This window comes from Acidobacteriota bacterium, assembly GCA_035471785.1.
In the GTDB taxonomy this organism is placed as follows: domain Bacteria; phylum Acidobacteriota; class UBA6911; order RPQK01; family DATIPO01; genus JANQFM01.
In genome coordinates, this window is record DATIPQ010000097.1 from 14,407 (window position 1) to 31,769 (window position 17,363).

At 64.6% G+C, this 17,363-nt stretch carries 7 protein-coding genes; 1 reads left to right on the forward strand and 6 read right to left on the reverse strand.

Annotation, left to right across the window (positions count from 1 at the left end):
• Positions 1 to 3: 3 nt before the first annotated feature.
• The 6 genes from polA to VLU25_13650 all read right to left on the reverse strand — a co-directional run bounded on the left by polA (position 4) and on the right by VLU25_13650 (position 13,938).
• Entirely contained in the window at positions 4 to 2,601 is a 2,598-nt protein-coding gene (gene polA, locus VLU25_13625; GenBank protein HSR68972.1) for a DNA polymerase I, read from the reverse strand.
• A gap of 74 nt (positions 2,602 to 2,675) precedes the next feature.
• Positions 2,676 to 4,031, reverse strand: a complete 1,356-nt coding sequence (locus VLU25_13630; protein HSR68973.1) for a hypothetical protein — start codon at positions 4,029 to 4,031, stop codon at positions 2,676 to 2,678.
• A 152-nt stretch (positions 4,032 to 4,183) separates the two neighbouring features.
• Positions 4,184 to 5,566, reverse strand: a complete 1,383-nt coding sequence (locus VLU25_13635) for a hypothetical protein (GenBank protein ID HSR68974.1) — start codon at positions 5,564 to 5,566, stop codon at positions 4,184 to 4,186.
• Positions 5,567 to 5,646: 80 nt separating this feature from the next.
• A complete protein-coding gene (locus VLU25_13640; protein HSR68975.1) occupies positions 5,647 to 9,120 on the reverse strand; it encodes a UvrD-helicase domain-containing protein in 3,474 nt (1,157 codons plus the stop codon).
• A gap of 28 nt (positions 9,121 to 9,148) precedes the next feature.
• Positions 9,149 to 10,546 (reverse strand): hypothetical protein, encoded by a 1,398-nt coding sequence (locus tag VLU25_13645; protein HSR68976.1) that lies wholly within the window; start codon positions 10,544 to 10,546, stop codon positions 9,149 to 9,151.
• Between the two features lie 23 nt (positions 10,547 to 10,569).
• Entirely contained in the window at positions 10,570 to 13,938 is a 3,369-nt protein-coding gene (locus tag VLU25_13650; GenBank protein HSR68977.1) for a PD-(D/E)XK nuclease family protein, read from the reverse strand.
• 257 nt (positions 13,939 to 14,195) lie between these two features.
• On the opposite strand from VLU25_13650, the gene VLU25_13655 reads away from it, so the two are divergent.
• Entirely contained in the window at positions 14,196 to 17,348 is a 3,153-nt protein-coding gene (locus tag VLU25_13655) for a glycosyl hydrolase (protein HSR68978.1), read from the forward strand.
• The last annotated feature ends 15 nt before the right edge of the window (positions 17,349 to 17,363 follow it).

Below are 17,363 nucleotides of genomic sequence, written 5' to 3' on the forward strand. Positions count from 1 at the left end.
GTCTCACTTGGCGTCGTACCAGGTGGTTCCCGCGGCCTGATCGACCTGCAAGGGAACGTCGAGCTGAGCCACGCCGCCCATCAGCCGGGGCACCAGTTCGTTTATTTCCTCGAGCTCATCCTCGGCGGCCTCGAATACCAGCTCGTCGTGGACCTGCATGATCATGCGGCTCTTCATCTTGCGTTCCGCCAGTTCGTCGGCGATGTCGACCATGGCCTTCTTGATCAAGTCGGCGGCTGTACCCTGTATGGGCGCGTTGATGGCGGTTCGTTCGCCGAAGTGGCGCAGGTTCCAGTTGCGGCTGCGGATCTCGGGAATCTGGCGGATGCGGCCGAACATGGTGGTGACATATCCGTGCTGGCGCACCTGCCGCAGGGTCTGGTCGATCCATTCCTTGACGCCCGAATAACGGGCGAAGTAGTCGTCGATGAACTTCTGGGCCTCCTTGCGGTCGATCTTCAGGCTCTGGGCCAAGCCGAAGGCGCTCAGCCCGTACATGATGCCGAAGTTGATGACCTTGGCGTGACGGCGAAAACGCTGCGGGTCCATGACGGCGTGCATTCCGAAGACTTCGCGGGCCGTGCGCTCGTGGATGTCCTCGCCCTTTTGAAAAGCCTCCAGCAGCACGGGGTCCTGCGAGAGGTGGGCCATCACCCTGAGTTCGATTTGCGAATAGTCGGCGGCCAGGATCTGATAGCCCTCCTCGGCCACGAAGGCCCTGCGCACCCGGCGGCCCTGCTCGCTCTTGATGGGAATGTTCTGCAGGTTGGGATTGCTGGAGGAGAGGCGTCCGGTGGCGGCCACCATCTGGTTGTAGGAGGTATGCAGGCGTCCCGTGCGCGGATTGACCAGGCTGGGAAGAGCGTCGAGATAGGTGCTCTTGAGCTTGCTGGCCTCGCGGAACTCCAACACCAAACCGGCGATTTCATGTTCCTCGGCCAGTTTTTCCAGCACTTCCACGCTGGTGGAGTACTGTCTGGCCTTGCGGGTTTTCTTGGGCTGGGGCAAACCCATTTTGTCGAAGAGCACTTCTCCCAGTTGGCGCGGCGAGTTGATGTTGAAGGACTCTCCCGCTAATTCTTGAATGCGCCCGGAAAGCTGCTCGATCTCGGCGCCCTGCTCCTGCGACATGCTTTGCAGGCGCCGGCAATCGATCTTGACGCCCAGGACTTCCATTTCCGCCAAGACCCGCACCAGGGGCGTCTCGATCTCTTCCAACAGCCTGCTCAGGCCTTTTTCCTCGATCTCGGGCAGCAGCTTGCGGTCGAGCTGGCGGATGACGGCCGCCCGATCGGCCAGTTCTTGACGCGGATCGTCGAAAAGCTCGGCTCCTCCTTTGAGCACCTGGCCCAGGTAGTCAGCGGCCAGCGACGCCAAGGAAAAGTCGTTCTGATTGGGTTGCAGCAGGTAGCCCATGAGCATGGTGTCGCGAGCCTGCCGGGGACGCGCCGGACGCTTGGCCCTGAGCTCGAAAAGATGGTGCTGCTTGAGATCGTGAACCACCCAGGCGCCTGGCTTGTCCCACAGTCCCTCGATCTGCCGGCCCTGCTCCCGCAGGGTTTGAGATGAAAGATAGACGGCCTCGTTGTCGCTGAGAGAAAGTGCCGCGCCCAGCCATTCCTCGGCCTCAGGGTCGCCTTCCGGATACTCCACCGCCAGGGAGGCCGTGCGGTCTGTGAGCGCTTGCAGAAAGTCCTCGATCTCCTGACGGCTCTTCAACTCCCGGCACTCGGCGTCTTCACGCTTGGTGGGCTGGACGAAGTCTTCCACCAGGCTCTTGAAGCCCAATTCGGTGAAGAGCTCGAAGGTCTTCTGGTTGTCGGGCTCTTCCCGGCGCAGGTCGTCCAGATCGAGAGGGATGTCAAGGTCGCAATGGATGGTCACCAGTTGGCGGCTCTGCATGATCTGCTCGCGGTTGTTCTGCAGGCTCTCGCGGTAAGACTTGCGTCCCACGGCGTCGGCGTGCGAGAGCAGATTTTCCAGGTCGCCGTACTCGCCGATCAGCTTGGCGGCTCCCTTGACGCCGATTCCGGGAGCGCCGGGGATGTTGTCCGAAGTGTCCCCCACCAGAGCCAGGTAATCGATGACCTGGGCAGGCTGAACTCCCATCTTCTCGGCCACCTTGGAGGAGTCGAGATAAGTCATGTTGCGCGGGTCCAGAACCTGCACCGATGCGTTGACCAGTTGAAACATGTCCTTGTCGATGGTCACCACAACGACCTGGTAACCGGCCTCCTGGCCTTTGCGGGCCAGGGTTCCGATAACGTCGTCGGCTTCGTATCGTTCGAAGGAGAGCACCGGCACCCGCAGGGCCTGGCAGATCTTCTCGACATAGGGGATTTGGGGGGCCAGATCGTCGGGCATCTTGGGACGGTTGGCCTTGTAGTCCTCGAACTGCTCGTGGCGGACGGTGGGTCCACGAGACTCCATGGCCACCGCCAGGTAGGCGGGCTCCTCTTCGTTGATGAGGCGCCGCAGCATGGTGGTGAAGCCATAGACGGCATTGGTGGGCTGGCCTTCCTTATTGGTCAGGTTGCGGATGGCGTGGTAGGCCCGGTAGATCTGGGACATGCCGTCGACGAGATAGATTCGTTCAGCCACTTCGGTATGGTAGCAAGGCCAGGGCCAAGTGCGAAGTTCGACTTGGCGAAGTCCGGACGGGACCGCGTCGGCGCTCAGTCGACCAGTTCCAGCAGGCCCCACACGTTGGGCTGATCCCACGAATAGGGGCGGGTCAAGGGGGCCCACGAGACAAGTTGGCCGTCACCCCTGATCATCAGAAGGTTGAAGCCGATTGCGCGATCTTCCTGAAGATTGCCGAATCCGGGGGCGTCGGGTTTGAGAGTGATGAGCAGGCGGTTTCCGCTTTCCTGCACGGAGACCCACCGGGGGGCGTCTTCGGAAGCTGCGATCAAGGTGGCGGGCCGCAGGTATAGGGACTTTGCGGTGGCTACGCCCTCGGCGTTTCGCGAGAAGACGATGCAGCGGTCGTCGGCGCCGTAGGAGAGGGGACGCTCGCCGTCGGGGTTGATCAAGAGGTAGACGATGCCGGGAAGGAACCACTCGTTGAAGTCCTGGGCCAGGGTCAGATCAACGGCCCGCAAGTTGACGTCCTGGGGCAGTTCAAGGCCGATGTGGAGGCCCTCCTGCGTCCACAGCAAGCGCCCCAGTTTGGCCTCACGGCCTTCCAATCGAACCGTCAGCCATTCTCCCTTGCCCCATTGTTCCAGCGAGACGTGCACGGAGGGGCGCCGCAGGGCAAAGGGGACGTCCTTTTCGGGACGCCTGAGAAAGGGGGCCGTATGGTTGCGCCACTTGGAAGCCTTGATGCGGTAGATCTCGCGCTGTTCATTGGTGAGGTAGATGCGCTCCCCCTCCCATGCCACGGCTTCCACCTGGCGGGCATTGAGCTGGCAGATCAGGGGAGTGCTTTGCAGCAGCGCCTCCACGCCGCCTTCCCCTTCGAAAATAAGCAGAGCCCGGTAAGAGGCCAAGACGATGCGCCGGCCGTCCTCGGAGATGTCGGCGGCCGTGACCATGGTGTGGACGGGCACGTCGCCTACGTACTCCAGCACACCGTCGCGGCTCAGGTCGCTGGCCCGGTAAATGCGCGGCAACGATCCGTCCCAGGGTTTGGTGATGAGGAAGAGACGCTTGTCGTGCACCAGCATGGCTTCGATATCGTAGGGACCTTGCTCCGGGGGGAAGGCCAGGCGGATGCGCCGGGGGTTGCTCACGCCCAGGTCGATCAGCGGATCGGGCTCGGCCACGATATAGACGTCAGAGCGCTTGTCGGGGTCGGTGCGGGAGGTGTTGTCGAGAATGTAGAGAAAGCCCTCTTCGTCCAAAGCGATGTCTTCCCAGTCCTGGTTGATGGCTCCCGGAATCTGGTACTCGCGGATGAGGCGTCCGCGGGGGTTGACGGCGAAAAGCGAGGGGCGGTTGCTGCCGTCGTTGTGGGTCCACAGCACGTCTTTATGGCGACGGCTGACCACTACGCCCGAGGACTCCACGATGGGCGAGTAGTTCATTCGTCCATGGGGCTGCAGAGTCCAATCCGAGCGCACTGCGCAAGCGCCTGCCAGCAAGCATAGCGAGCAGACAATTATCCCCCCGAGACGGTTCACGGGCTCATTCTAAGCGAAATCCCGGAATCGATGCACGCTATGGGCTTTTTTGAGGCTCAACGGGAGGCGCCGGTCTCGATGCGCGAGGGGATGCCGGAGCGGCGCAGCAAGTCTCCGAAGTGGCTGGTGACGCCCACCGCTCCCTCCAGCACGATGCCCTCGTCGCCCCCTTCCAAGCGGGCGATCAACCGACGAAGCTCTTCCAGTCCTTTATGCACTTGAAAGCGGTGTTCTTTGCTGGGCCGGCCCGGGAAAATGGTATGGCCCAGGCTGTCGGTAGCCCCGCAGTGCATCTGCACGATCCAGGCCGCGGCCCCGTCGTGGACCCACTCGAAGCGCACCGGGCCCAGCAGCGACGCCGCCTTGCGGTAAGCGCCCAAGAGCGTTTCGCGGACCATGCGCGGGAGCCGTTCGGGGGGACTCTTGCCTTTCATGAAGTCGGTTCCCTCCCCCGACACCCCCTCGATGAGCGGCTGGGCGTCGTTCTGGGCGATCAAGGCTCCCGAATAGCGGGCCAGGACTCCCTGCTGGCTGATCATGGAGGAAAGCCATCGGTCCTCCGGGTCTTCCCTGCGGATGAGCTTGAAAGGGTCCATCCATCCATGGTGGGTCGAGAAGCGTCCCGGCACCTGCTCGCGCGGACAGGTGCGCAGCCAGGTCTCGTGAAAGCCGGTGTTGCGGCCGAAGGTGAAGGGGGCCAGACGGCGGGGAATGACGATGGTTCGCGGAACGTCCAGTCCGATCAGGTGGGCCAGCAGCAATCCGTAGGCCTTGTCTCCCACCAAGCGGCTGAAGCGGTTGGGCCATTCGATGGCGGCCTGGCCGGCTTCCTCACCTCCCACCTCGATCTCCCAGACCACCGTATGGTCGCGGCGGAAACCCCGCCGCAGAGGATGGAGGCTGAATTCCACCCGCAGGTCGCGGCGTTCGGGCAGAGCCGGGAAAAAGCCGTAGACGGCTTGCAGCAGGCGGCTTCCCAAAACCCTGGGCAGCGAGGCCGCCTGGGGCCTTGACAGGGAGGGCGGCGCTTGGTCGGGAGCAAACTCGAGGACGCTGCCGCAAACCACGCCGCAAACGCCGCCGTCGCGAGTGTCGATGGATTCGTTGACGATGGCATGCAGCCCCTCCGCGCCCAGCCGGCGCAGGTGCTGGACGATCTCATCGGGGCGTTTCTGGCCGCTCAGGCATTCCCGGCCCGTGCGGCCCTCGGGCGTAAAGCTGCGGATGTTGACGGCTTCTTCGTGGGAGGATCTGAGCAGCCTCTTGACGGCCCTCTCAGTGGAACGGAAGCGGCGGTTGGGTTCGCGACCGCAAACCCAAACATGACGTTGCGACAGATCGGGAGCGAAGCTGACGAACTGAGCCACGTTGCCGCGCCGGGCCAACTCGTCAAGAAGCGTGTCCTTGGGGCTGGAGGCCGTATGATCCTTGAGAAACATGAGCGCCTGCTTCTCTCTTTTGTACATGGCGCGGAGGCCCGAAGCAAGACCACTTTGGCATGAGCAGGGTGACGTTAAGCTTAAATGCCCAACAGGAATCCCCTCACAGGCTGGCCGGTGAGTCGTGAGACAGCCTGCAGGTACCATCCCATCTGGGCCCGGTATCTGTCGGAAAGTTCTTTGAACTCGGCATCGGTCTTGAAATCCACCACCGTCCAGGCGCCTTCTTCTTGGAAGAGCAGGTCGATGGTGCCTTCAAGCAGGCGTCCCCGAGAGTCGCGGAAAGACACCGGCAGTTCCCGAAAGCGCCGCTCGGAAGCGCGGGCGGCTTTCATGAGGTCATGTCCCAGGGCGGTCAGCACCGAGCGGACGGCGGCGCGCATTTCCTCTTCCTGGGCGCCCAGCACTCGGCCATGCAAGCGGACCAGGCGCTCCACCGCCGATTCTCCCGCCTGCAACTCGACGTCCCGCAGCACCGTGTGGACCAGTGTCCCGAAGCGTTTGCCCGAGGGGCGCTGCTTCTGTCCGGCCTTCAGAACCTCGACCGCGATTTCAAAGGAATCCTCGGGGGCATCCTCGACTTCGCTGGCCGTGAAGACCTGATGCAGAGGTTGTGCACCGTCCTTGATTGCGCGGCTGCGACGCTGCTGCCATTGGCGATAGCGGTCCAGGCCCTGGCGCGAGGCTTTTCCTTGCCCGTCCTTGGCCAGCACCGTGGCTTGCCGCACCCCGAAATCGACGTCCTTGCCCAGATCCAAGGCACGTGGATCCCACCATACGACCGGCTGCTCTCCGGCCTCGCCCTTGTGCAGGCCGGGCTTGACCGAGAACTCTTCCTTGCCGTCATGCTTTTGGGAACGGGCCAGCACCGAGGCCTCTCCGAAGGACGGGCAGCCCGGCGCCGGCAGGGGTTCCCTGCGTTTCTCGGAGGGCGGGTAGAGGGCCTTGTTGAAGGGACTCAGCCATCCTTCGTACTGCTCGTCTCCGATGGCGGGCACCACCAGCAGATCGCGGGCCCGGGTGGCCGCTACGTAAGCGATGCGGATGCCTTCCGCCTGGTCGCGACGCCGTTCCAGCTCCTCGTTTTCAAGCAGCTCCCAGGGGGAACAGCCCAGCAGGCGGGTCGCGCAAAGTCCTTTGCCGAGGTCGACGAACTTGTCGGGCTGGCCGCGCGAAAGGGCCGCCGTCATGTCGGCCAGAATAACGACCGGAAACTCCAGTCCCTTGGCGGCGTGAACCGTCATCAGCTTGACGCCCTCCGCTCCCTCCTCCAGGTGAGGACCTTCGGCGATGGGATCGGCCTTTTCCGCGGCCTCGGTGAACTGCTCTACGAAACCGCGGAAGGAAAGCCCTCCCGACATTTCGAAAGCCCTGGCCATGTCGCAGATCCGCTGGACGTTGGCCAGCACCTGGTTGCCGGCGGGGCGCAAGGCGAAGCCGGCATGGGCCCGGGTGGCCTCCAGCAGCTCGTTGACGGTTTCAACCATGGGCCGGCGGTTGCGCTCGGAGTGCAGACGCTTGAGCAACTGCAGGGCCTCCACGATGGGTTGGAAGACCGGATCAAGGTCGAGCGGCAGCGAGCGGAAGGGATGAAAGCGTCCCACTTCGAGCTTGAAACGCAGCAGCAGGTTGTCGGGAATGGCGAAAAACGAGCCTTTCAGGGTCGCGAAGACCGACAACTCGTCCTCGGGCCATTCCACCGCGCTGAGAGCCGCCCGCAGGGTCTCGACCTCTTCTCTCTGGTGGAAGGAACGCGCCCCCACCAGTTGATGAGGGATGCCGCGGGCCTCCAATCCCTGAGTGTAGTCGCGCGTGATGTCCTGTCCCCAACTGACGAAGCGGCGGAAGAGGATGCAGACGTGGCGGGCCTCGACCGGCACTTCCTGGTAATCGAGCTGAGGGTCCTGCACGCTCCAGCCGCTCTCGCCGACCAGCCACGCCACGTAGGCCGCCACGGCGTCGGGAAGAGCGCTCTCGATAGCCCGGTTGGTGACGCCCCACTGTCCGTAGGGAGTGGGGACGGGCAGAGCCACCAGCGAAGGCTGCTCCGAGGGTTGCGGACGATGCTCTCCCAGGGCAACGTAACGGGGCTGCCCGCTCTCGGCGTCGCCGTTCATCTCGGGTGCAAAAGAGGCGTTGACGAAGCGCTGCAAGGGTGCCACCGAGCGGAAGCTCTTGTTGAGGTGCAGCAATGCCGCTCCCTGCTCCTGAAGGCGCCGGCAGACTTCCTGGTAAAGCAGCACGTCGGCGCGCCGGAAGCGGTAGATGGACTGCTTGGGATCGCCCACCAGGAACAACTTGCCAGGGCGGGGACGCACCTTGCGCCAATCTGTCTGGGAAGGATCGTCGGCGGCCAGCAGCAGGATGATCTCGGCCTGCAGCGGGTCGGTGTCCTGAAACTCGTCCACGAAGATGTGGGAAAAGCGCTGCTGAAAATAGCGGCGCACCGACTGGTTCCGGCGCAGCAGGTCGCGGACCCGGATGAGCAAGTCGACGAAATCGAGCTTGCCGGCGCGCCGCTTGGCGTCTTCGTATTGCTGCACCAGTCCTTGAAGCTCCTGGTGCAGGCAGGCGGCCAGGTCGGCGTCGGCCTTCTTCAGCATCTCTTCCAGACTCTCCAGCAAGGCTTGGCGGGCCTCGATCAATTGGGAGCGGGAAACGTCGTCGGCGTAGAAGCCGCGTCCTACCCGCTTGTCGCGGCGCAGGTCGCGCGCCAGGTTGGAGAGGCGGGCTTCCAGGTCGTCGAGGGAGGGAGAACGCACCTTGCTGATGCGCTTGTACCAGGTGGCGAAGTCGCGGGCCGGTCCCAGAGCTCTGCGCAGGTAATCGTTGTGGTACTCGGAAAGGGCGCTCAGCCTGGCGATTTCCAAGACCGGCTCGATGACCGCTTCGATCTCGGCCCGGCGGTCGAAGGGGCGCTGTTGCCATCGGGCGGGAAAGTCGCGCCATTCGATCAATTGCCATCCCACACTCTTGAGGCGGTCCAGGGGCGAGGAATCGGTAAAGGCATAGGAGGACCACTGGGAGACGCGGGTAAGGGCCCTGCGCAGCCCCTTGGGCAAATCGTTGAGCTGGCGTTCGATCCAGGAGCGGAACGCCTGTTCGTAGAGGCGCGGCGCCTCGTTCTCGGAGAGTTCTTCAAAGGCCGGGTCGACCCGAGCCTCTACGGGCCGCTCGCGCAGGATCTCGGCGCAAAAGGAATGAATGGTGCCGATGCGGGCTTCTTCCAGATGCGACATGGCCTCTTCCAGACGCTGCCGCTCGTCGTCGTCCTGGCTGCCTCGCCGGGCCTGATCGAGTTGTTGGCGCAGGCGCAGCTTCAGTTCGCCGGCCGCTTTGCGGGTGAAGGTCACCGCCGCCAGCCTCTCCACCCGCCCCTGGCCTTTTTGCAGCATGGCCACGATGCGCTCCACCAGGACGGTGGTCTTGCCCGTCCCCGCCGCGGCTTCCACCACCAGAGATTCCCGCAGCGAGGTGCGGATGCGGTGGCGGGCCTGCTCGTCGTCGGGGGGGCCGGCCCGCTGCGATCCGAATAGCTCTTTGCTGTGCGACATATTCTTCAGTCCTCCGTGCGGCGGACGCTCAACCCTCTGGTGCGCCGCGGCTCAGCCGTGAAGGCACCTCAGCCTTGCGCAGGACGTCGCCGAAGTGACTGGTTACGCCGATGTGTCCTTCCAGGACGATGCCCTCGCCCGTGCCCCGGACCTGCTCGATCAGCTCCCGCAATTCTTCCAGCCCCCTTTCCACCGGGAAACGGTGTTCTTTTTCGGCTTGACCGGGGTAGATGACTTGGCCCTGTCCCTCCACCGTCCCGCGGTGGAGCTGCACGATCCAGGTGCGGGTGCCGTCGTGCACCCATTCGAAGCGCACCGGTCCCAGGCGGCTGCTGATGCCCTTGTACAGCTCGTGAACTTTGTTCTCGACCTGGCTGGGAAGCTGCTGGGGCGCCGCTCCTCCCTTCATGAACAAGTCTCCGAAGCCCTGTACGCCCTCGATCAGAGGCCGGCCGTCCTTCTGGCAAATAAGCGCTCCCGAGTACCGGGCCAGTACGCCTTGCTGAGACAGAATCGAGGCGATGGAGCCGCCTTGGGGGTCTTCGGTCTGCATCAGTTGAAAGGGATCGCGCCAGCCTCTTTCAGTGGTGAAGTGCCCCGGCACCTGTTCGATCGGACAGGTGCGTATCCAAACCTCCTGGGTGCCGGTTCGCCGTCCGAAGGTGAAGGGGGCGACTTTGCGCGAGACCACCGTTGTCAGGGGCACCGGGAGGTCGAGCAAAGCGGCCACCAGCAGGCCGAAAGCCTTGTCGCCGATGAAGCGGCTGAAGCGGTTGGGCCAGGACGGATAAAGGGCGGCAGGAGGATGACCGGCTTCTTCCACTTCCCAGATGACAGTGTGGCCGTTGCGATAGCCCCGCCGCAGCGGATGGACGCTGAACTCGACGCGCAGATCCTCGTCGGCGGGCACCTGGGGACGGAAGCCGTAGACGGTTTCCAGCAGGCGCCAAGCCCACTGGCGGGGAAGGGAAACGGTGCCCGGCTTCTCCACGCAGCGGGGCGTGTCTTCGGGGGCCAACTCGACCAGTTCGCCGTAACAGACGCCCGAGACGCCTCCGTCCTCCACGTCTACCGTCTCGTTGACGATGGTGTAGAGTCCCCGGCCGGCCATGCGCTGAACATGGGCGACCGCTTCGTCGGCCGCCCTGCAGCCGTAGATGAACTCCCGGCTCTTGGGGGAATCGGGCTGAAAGCTGCGGATGTTGACGGACCGCTCGGGCGAGGCGTTCAGCATGGCGGCCGCGGCTTCAGGCAGAGAAAGGAAGCGGTGGTCGGGAGAGCGCCCCCGCAGGCGCAAGAAACGCTGTGAAAGGTCGGGCGCGAAGCTGACGAACTGGGCGACGTTGGCGCTACCTGACAACCGCTCCAGGATCTCATCCTTGAAATGACCCTGCTGAGCCATCGACCGTGGCGACATGGCAGTCATGATATCAGCCTCCTCCCCGGCCCTCAGGGCAGTGTCCGCACCTGTTTCAAAGGGGCCAGCGGTTGGGGCAGCTTGTTGCCCACGCGTCGTTCTTCATAGGGCCCGCAAACGGAGCGAAAATCGCAGTATTTGCAGGCGTCTTCGCGCGGTGCGGCGGTCAGGAATCCGTTCTTGATCTGATTGTCGATGGTGGACAGCACCTTGCGGATGGCGCTCCGCGACTCGTCGTTGAGAGAGACGGCCAGCGAACGGTAGCCGCCCCGTTGGGTGCAGTAGAAAAGATGTCCCGCATCGACGTCGCGCTGCAGCACCTCTTCGGCGGCCAGGGCGTAAAGAACCGGCTGCAGATACTCTCCGCCTCCCACCTGGCGGGGAGCCGGGAAAGGCGCGCGACCGGTCTTGTGGTCGACCACGCGCAGGGATCCGGTGAAAGAACTTTGCTCCACCAGGTCGATGGAACCCCGCAAGCGGTATCCATCCAGCACCAGGGCTTCCTCGGGAGTGCTGGATGGATCGGCGAGGCGCCGGTCTGCGAGTCCGAAGGCGAATTCGAAGTGAATCGGCTTCCAGCCGCCGCTGTCTTGAATCACGCTGCGGATCCATCCGCGCAAATCGGTGCGCACGTCTTCGATTTCAGCCGACCATACTCTGGGGATCGCCGGGGCCAGCTCCTCGCGGTACTCTTCGGCCACCTGATTCAGGGTCTCGTCGGCCCGGTCCAGGATCTTCTGATGGACCTCCTCGCGCATGGGCAGCAGTCCGTCCTTTTTGAGGCGCTGAAAGAGCATGAACTGGGTGTCATGAAAGAGACTGCCGCGGGTGAGCGGATCGATCTGCTCCAAGGCGCTCATGTCGTCGCGCGGACGCAGCCGATGGATGGCGGAGAGGAGAAAACGGTAGGGGCAGGCCGCGAAGTGCTGCAGCGCGGTGGGGGAATAGGAGCGCTTGTCCAGGCGCTGAGCGGCCAGCAGGCGGGCCGTTTCAGAATCAGGCTGATAGAGGCCGTCGGCCTCCGACCAGCGGTTGCTCCAACGCATCCAGCGGTAGCGCAGCGAGCGGGCCAGGTAAGGATTGACCTCGATCAGATAGCGCGCTCCCCCTGCCGGCGGCTGATCTTCCTTCATCAGCGTTTCCAGCACTGAAAGGTCGTACTCGGCCTCGTCGATAGCATCCATGGGATCTTTGGGCGCCGGCCATCCCAGGTAGGTCTTGACCGCCGAGGCGGCTTGCTGCTCGAGCTTGTGGACGTCGGGCAGGTGCCCTCTGGCGGCCCGCAGGACGTCGAGGGCGTAGAAGGAGGGCACGCGGGGCCGGCCCTGTACGGCGTCCATGCGCGGATAGGAGATGAGCAGCTTTTCCCCCGCCGAACCCAGGGCGATGCGCAGCAGCAGGCGCTCGCGCTCGAAGCGGTCGGCCTGCAGTTCGAGGCTGGAGGAGACCCGTTCGCGGTAGTCGTCAAGCAGCAGAGGATCCTCCAGGGCCTTGCGCGGAAATGCGCCTTCGGCCAGCCCTGTGATGAAAGTCCACTTGAAGGTGCGGGCCGAGGCTTCTTCAACGGTTCCCACGAAGACTTTCCCGTAGCGGCGCTGGGGCGGATCCAGGCGCAGGGTGGTCAGACGCTCGCTCAGCACCAGGCGCACTTCGGAAAGATCGACGGGCCCCACCTCGTCCATGGGCTCCAGTTCGGAGAGCACCCCCAGCACCGCGTCGGGCGCCGCTAAAGCCTCGCCGGCCAGTTTGCGCAGATGTTGCAGCCAGACGCCCCACCTGGCCTCGACGGGCATCTCCGATAAGTGTCGTATCAAGGGCAGGGCAAAGCGCCGCAGGATTTCCAGACGCTCCAGTTCGCGCGTCAAGTGCTGGGCGTGGGTGTCGTCGTCGCCCCGCAGCGCCTGGCGGCGCCTTTCCATCTCGGCGGCCAGCCCGGCCAGGCGCCGTCGCCAACGTTTCCAGTCGCCTCCGATGACGGCGGCATCGGTGAGGAGTTTTTCCCATTGAAAGGGAGTCCGCAGGCCGCCCGCGATGACCGCGGTCTGGGAGGCGTCCTGGTCTTCCGAGGTCCGCCGCGGACCGCGCCCGGCGGACTCTCCCGGGGAGACAGCCGAGGGCGGACTCTCATGTGAGGACTCGATGGCGCCCGGCTCGGCCGTGACGAAGGCGAGCTGGCCCTGCTGGGGCGGCACCCAGGGGGCTTCGCGCTGGGGCGGCTCGCCTTTTTCGTCCAATTCCGGGACCTGTCCCAGCGAGAGATATTCGGCGAAGCGCGAGGCTGAGAGCCCTTCGGCGGCGCAGGCCAGCAAGGCCAGGAAGGCGCGTCCGGCGGGGTCGGGACGGATGGCTCCCTGGGTGAAGTAGGCCGGGATGCCGGCCCGCCGCAGGGCGTCCTCGACCAGGGGCAGATAGTCGCCGGGATGGCGCAACAGGACGGCGATCTGATCGAAGGCCACTCCCTGCTCGACGGCGGACAGGATGCGGCGGGCGATTTCCACGCACTCGCGTCCCTCGCCGGGAGCCGAGAAGAACTCCACGTTGCCGCGGTTCCCGCTGGGAGGAGGAATCTCCCCCGGCCAAAAGACCCAGCGCCGTACCGAGTCCAGCTCGTCCTCGCCGGGGTGGGGAGCGTCCTGCGGCGATGCCTCCGGGGACGCGCCCTCCAGGTCCTCGGCAGGACGGTCCAAAACCTGTTCGAGGGCGGTCCGTGCGTCCTCGTCGGAGCGCAGCGCGCAGGCAAAGACCTGCCGGCTGCGCCGGCAATGCAGCGCCAGGAACTTCCGCTCCAGGCTGGAGGTGGGCGAGAGGTCGAGCATCAGGGTGGGCATGCTCTGCAGGGTCGAAGCCTCCTGCGAGGCGGACTGGCCGGCTTCCACGGCGGTCTTCAGCATGGCCGCGAAATCGGCCAGCCTGCGCTGCTTGAGTTCTTCTTCGTAGCACTCCAGCAGGCGGGCCAGGTCGCGTCCGGGCAGCCCCGAGCCGGCCAGGCCCTGAGGTCGGGCTTCGTCCAGCCGCAGCTCCAACAGGGTGCGGGCAAGGGCCCGTGCGAAGCCCGGCATGTCCGCCACCGGCTCGAAGTACTCCAGCGGACGGCGCTTGCGGCAATCGTGCACGGCCCGGGCGGCCAGGGCCTCGACTCCCAAAGGACCCAGGGGCGCTCTCTGCTGCTCGGCCAGGCTTTCGGTGGCGAAGACGGAGGCCAATTGCGCCAGCGTCATGCGGTGGACTCCCCACGTCCCGCCCCGGCGCGAGGCGATCTCGCGCAGAAAGTCGTCGGCCGCCCCTCGTGAAGGCGCCAGCACCAGCACCTCGCTCAAATTGGGACGCTCCTCCACCCAGCGCGCCGCCGCCTGCAGGCGCACCTGGTTGTTTGCCGAAACCACGAAGCGAAAAGCGTCCATACTACGACCGCTATCGTACATCACGGCTCTGGCGGCTGAAGGCCGCCGCCGCTCCCCTTTTATCCGTCCGCGGGCAATGCTAGGATGGGCGGGCTCGGCTGTATGACGATGTCAATTCCCGTTCATAAGGAGGACGCATGAGACTGGGGGGACGTACGGAAAGTCCCGTGAGGGACCGATTAGGTGCATTTTGGCTGCTCTTGGCGCTGCTGGCCGCCACGCTGCCGCTGGCGGCTCAGCAGGACGCCTCGTCCGGGATGGGCTACGACGAAGCCTTCTACAAGGCCATGCGCTACCGGGGCATCGGCCCCTTCCGCGGCGGACGCTCGGCGGCGGTGACCGGAGTGCCGGGCAAGCCCATGCTCTATTACTTCGGGTCCACCGGCGGAGGCGTCTGGCGCACCCAGGACGGCGGCTCCACCTGGGCCAATATCTCTGACGGATACTTCGGCGGCTCCATCGGCGCCGTGGCCGTCAGCGAGTGGGACCACAACGTCATCTACGTGGGGGGCGGCGAAAAGACCGTGCGCGGAAACGTCTCGCCCGGAACCGGCATGTACAAGAGCGTCGACGCCGGCAAGACCTGGACCGCCATCGGACTGGAGGACTCCCGCCACATCCCCCGCATCCGCATCCATCCCCGCAATCCCGACCTGGTCTACGCCGCCGTGATGGGACATCTGCACGGCCCCAACGAACAGCGCGGCGTCTACCGCAGCAAGGACGGCGGCCAGAACTGGGAGCGCGTCCTCTTCGCCAATGAGCACGCCGGAGCCGTCGACCTGGTCATGGACCCCAACAACCCCCGCGTCCTCTACGCCTCCACCTGGCGCATCCTGCGCACGCCCTACAGCCTGGAAAGCGGCGGCCAAGGCTCAGGACTGTGGAAGAGCACCGACGGCGGAGACAACTGGACCGAGATCACCCGCAACGAGGGACTTCCCGAAGGCACCGTAGGCATTATCGGCGTGGCGGTTTCGCCCGTCGACTCCAACCGCGTCTGGGCCATCATCGAAGCCGATGACGGCGGCGTCTTCCGCTCCGAGGACGCCGGCGAAACCTGGAGCAAAATCAACGAGGAACGCAAGCTGCGCCAGCGGGCCTGGTATTACACCCGCATCTATGCCGGCACCCAGGACGTCGACGAGGTCTACGTCCTCAACGTGCGCTTCTGGCGCTCCCAGGACGGCGGACGCACCTACGACAGCATCTCAACCCCTCACGGCGACCACCACGACCTCTGGATCGCGCCCGAAGATCCCGACCGCATGGTGATCGGAGACGACGGCGGCGCTCAGGTCAGCTTCAACCGCGGAGGCGACTGGTCGACCTACTACAACCAGCCCACTGCCCAGTTCTACCGGGTCACCACCGACAACGCTTTCCCTTACCGCATCTACGGCGCCCAGCAGGACAATTCCACCGTCCGCATTCGCCACCGCAGCGAGGGCGGCGCCATCGACGAAGACGACTGGGAACCCACCGCCGGCGGCGAGAGCGGACACATCGCGCCTCATCCCGATAATCCCGACATCGTCTACGGCGGCTCCTACGGCGGACTGCTCATCCGCGTCAACCATGAAACCGGAGAGCGCCGCAACGTCAACGCCTGGCCCGACAATCCCATGGGACACGGGGCGGCCGATCTGGAGCACCGCTTCCAGTGGAACTTCCCCATCTTCTTTTCGCCCCACGATTCAGGCATCCTCTACACCGCCTCTCAGGTGCTCTTCAAGACCACCGACGAGGGGCAGTCCTGGCAGGCCATCTCGCCCGATCTGACCCGCAACGACAAGAGCAAGCAGGGACCCTCGGGCGGACCCATCACCAAGGACAACACCTCGGTCGAGTACTACGCCACCATCTTCGCCGCACTGGAATCGCCCCACGAGGCGGGCGTCCTCTGGACGGGGTCGGACGACGGACTCGTCCACGTCAGCCGCGACGGAGGCCAGAACTGGAGCAACGTCACTCCTCCCGACCTGCCCGAATGGACCATGATCAACTCCATGGAGCCCCACCCCACCGATCCCGGCGGACTCTACTTGGCCGGCACCCGCTACAAGCTCGACGACTTCACCCCCTACCTCTACAAGACCGGCGACTACGGGCAGAGCTGGACCCGCATCGACAACGGCATACCCCGCGACCACTTCACGCGCGTCGTACGGGCCGATCCGGGGCGTCCGGGATTGCTCTACGCCGGCACCGAGTTCGGCATCTACGTGTCTTTTGACGACGGGGCCAACTGGAAGTCCTTCCAACTCAATCTGCCCCATGTCCCCATCACCGACCTGGCCATCAAGAACGACGACTTGATCGTGGCCACTCAGGGACGCTCCTTCTGGGTCATGGACGACCTCACCACGCTGCACCAGCTCGACGATGCGGTGGTGCAATCCGACATGCATCTCTTCACGCCGCGCCACAGCTACAAGATGGGCGGACGCTTCTCTTTCGGGCCCCCGCCCACTGCGGGAGAGAACGCACCCTCAGGCGTAGTGGTGCGCTTCTATCTCAAAGACGCTCCCGGAGACGACGAAGACCAAGAAGGCGACGACTCGGACGATGAAGACTCAGACATGGAGGAGATGTCCGATGACGGCTCAGAGGCCAATGGCGGAGACGACGAGTCGGACATGGACGAGGACGGTCCCGAGGTCAAGCTGGAATTCCTGGAGTCGGACGGCGACGTCATCCAGACCTATTCCAGCAAGGCCAAGGAACGCGACCAACGGCTCCCCGACCTCCAGGACGGCCTCAACGAGTTCGTCTGGAACACCCGCTACGCCGATGCCGAGGACTTCCAGGGACTCATCATGTGGGCCGGCTCGGTGCGGGGTCCCCAGGCTCCTCCGGGGCAATACCAGGTGCGGCTGACGGTGGACGGCCAATCCCAGACGCGCGATTTCGAGATCCTGCCCGACCCCCGTTCCAGCGCTACGCCCCAGGACTTCCAGGAGCAGTTCGACTTTTTGATCGAGGTGCGCGACAAGGTCAGTGAAACCCACCAGGCCATCAAGCGCATCCGCCAGATCAGGGGACAGATCAACGGGGTCACGGGACGCCTCGATGACGGGGAGGAATACAAGTCCATCCACGACAAGGCCAAGAGCATCCTCAAGGACATAAAGGCCGTCGAGGAGGCCCTCTATCAAACCAAGAACAAGGCGCGTCAGGACCCCTTGAACTACCCCATCCGCCTCAATAACAAGCTGGCCGCTCTCTCAGGCGTGGTCTCCACGGGCGACTACCCGCCCACCGATCAGGCCGTGGCCGTCAAGAACCAGCTCGTCCAGGCCATCGACGCCGAGCTGGCCAAGCTCAAAGCGGTTGTCGACAACGACCTGCCCGAGTTCAACAACCTGGTCAAACAAGCCGACGTCCCCGCCGTCGTCCTCAAGCAGTAGCCTCGCGACTGGCCC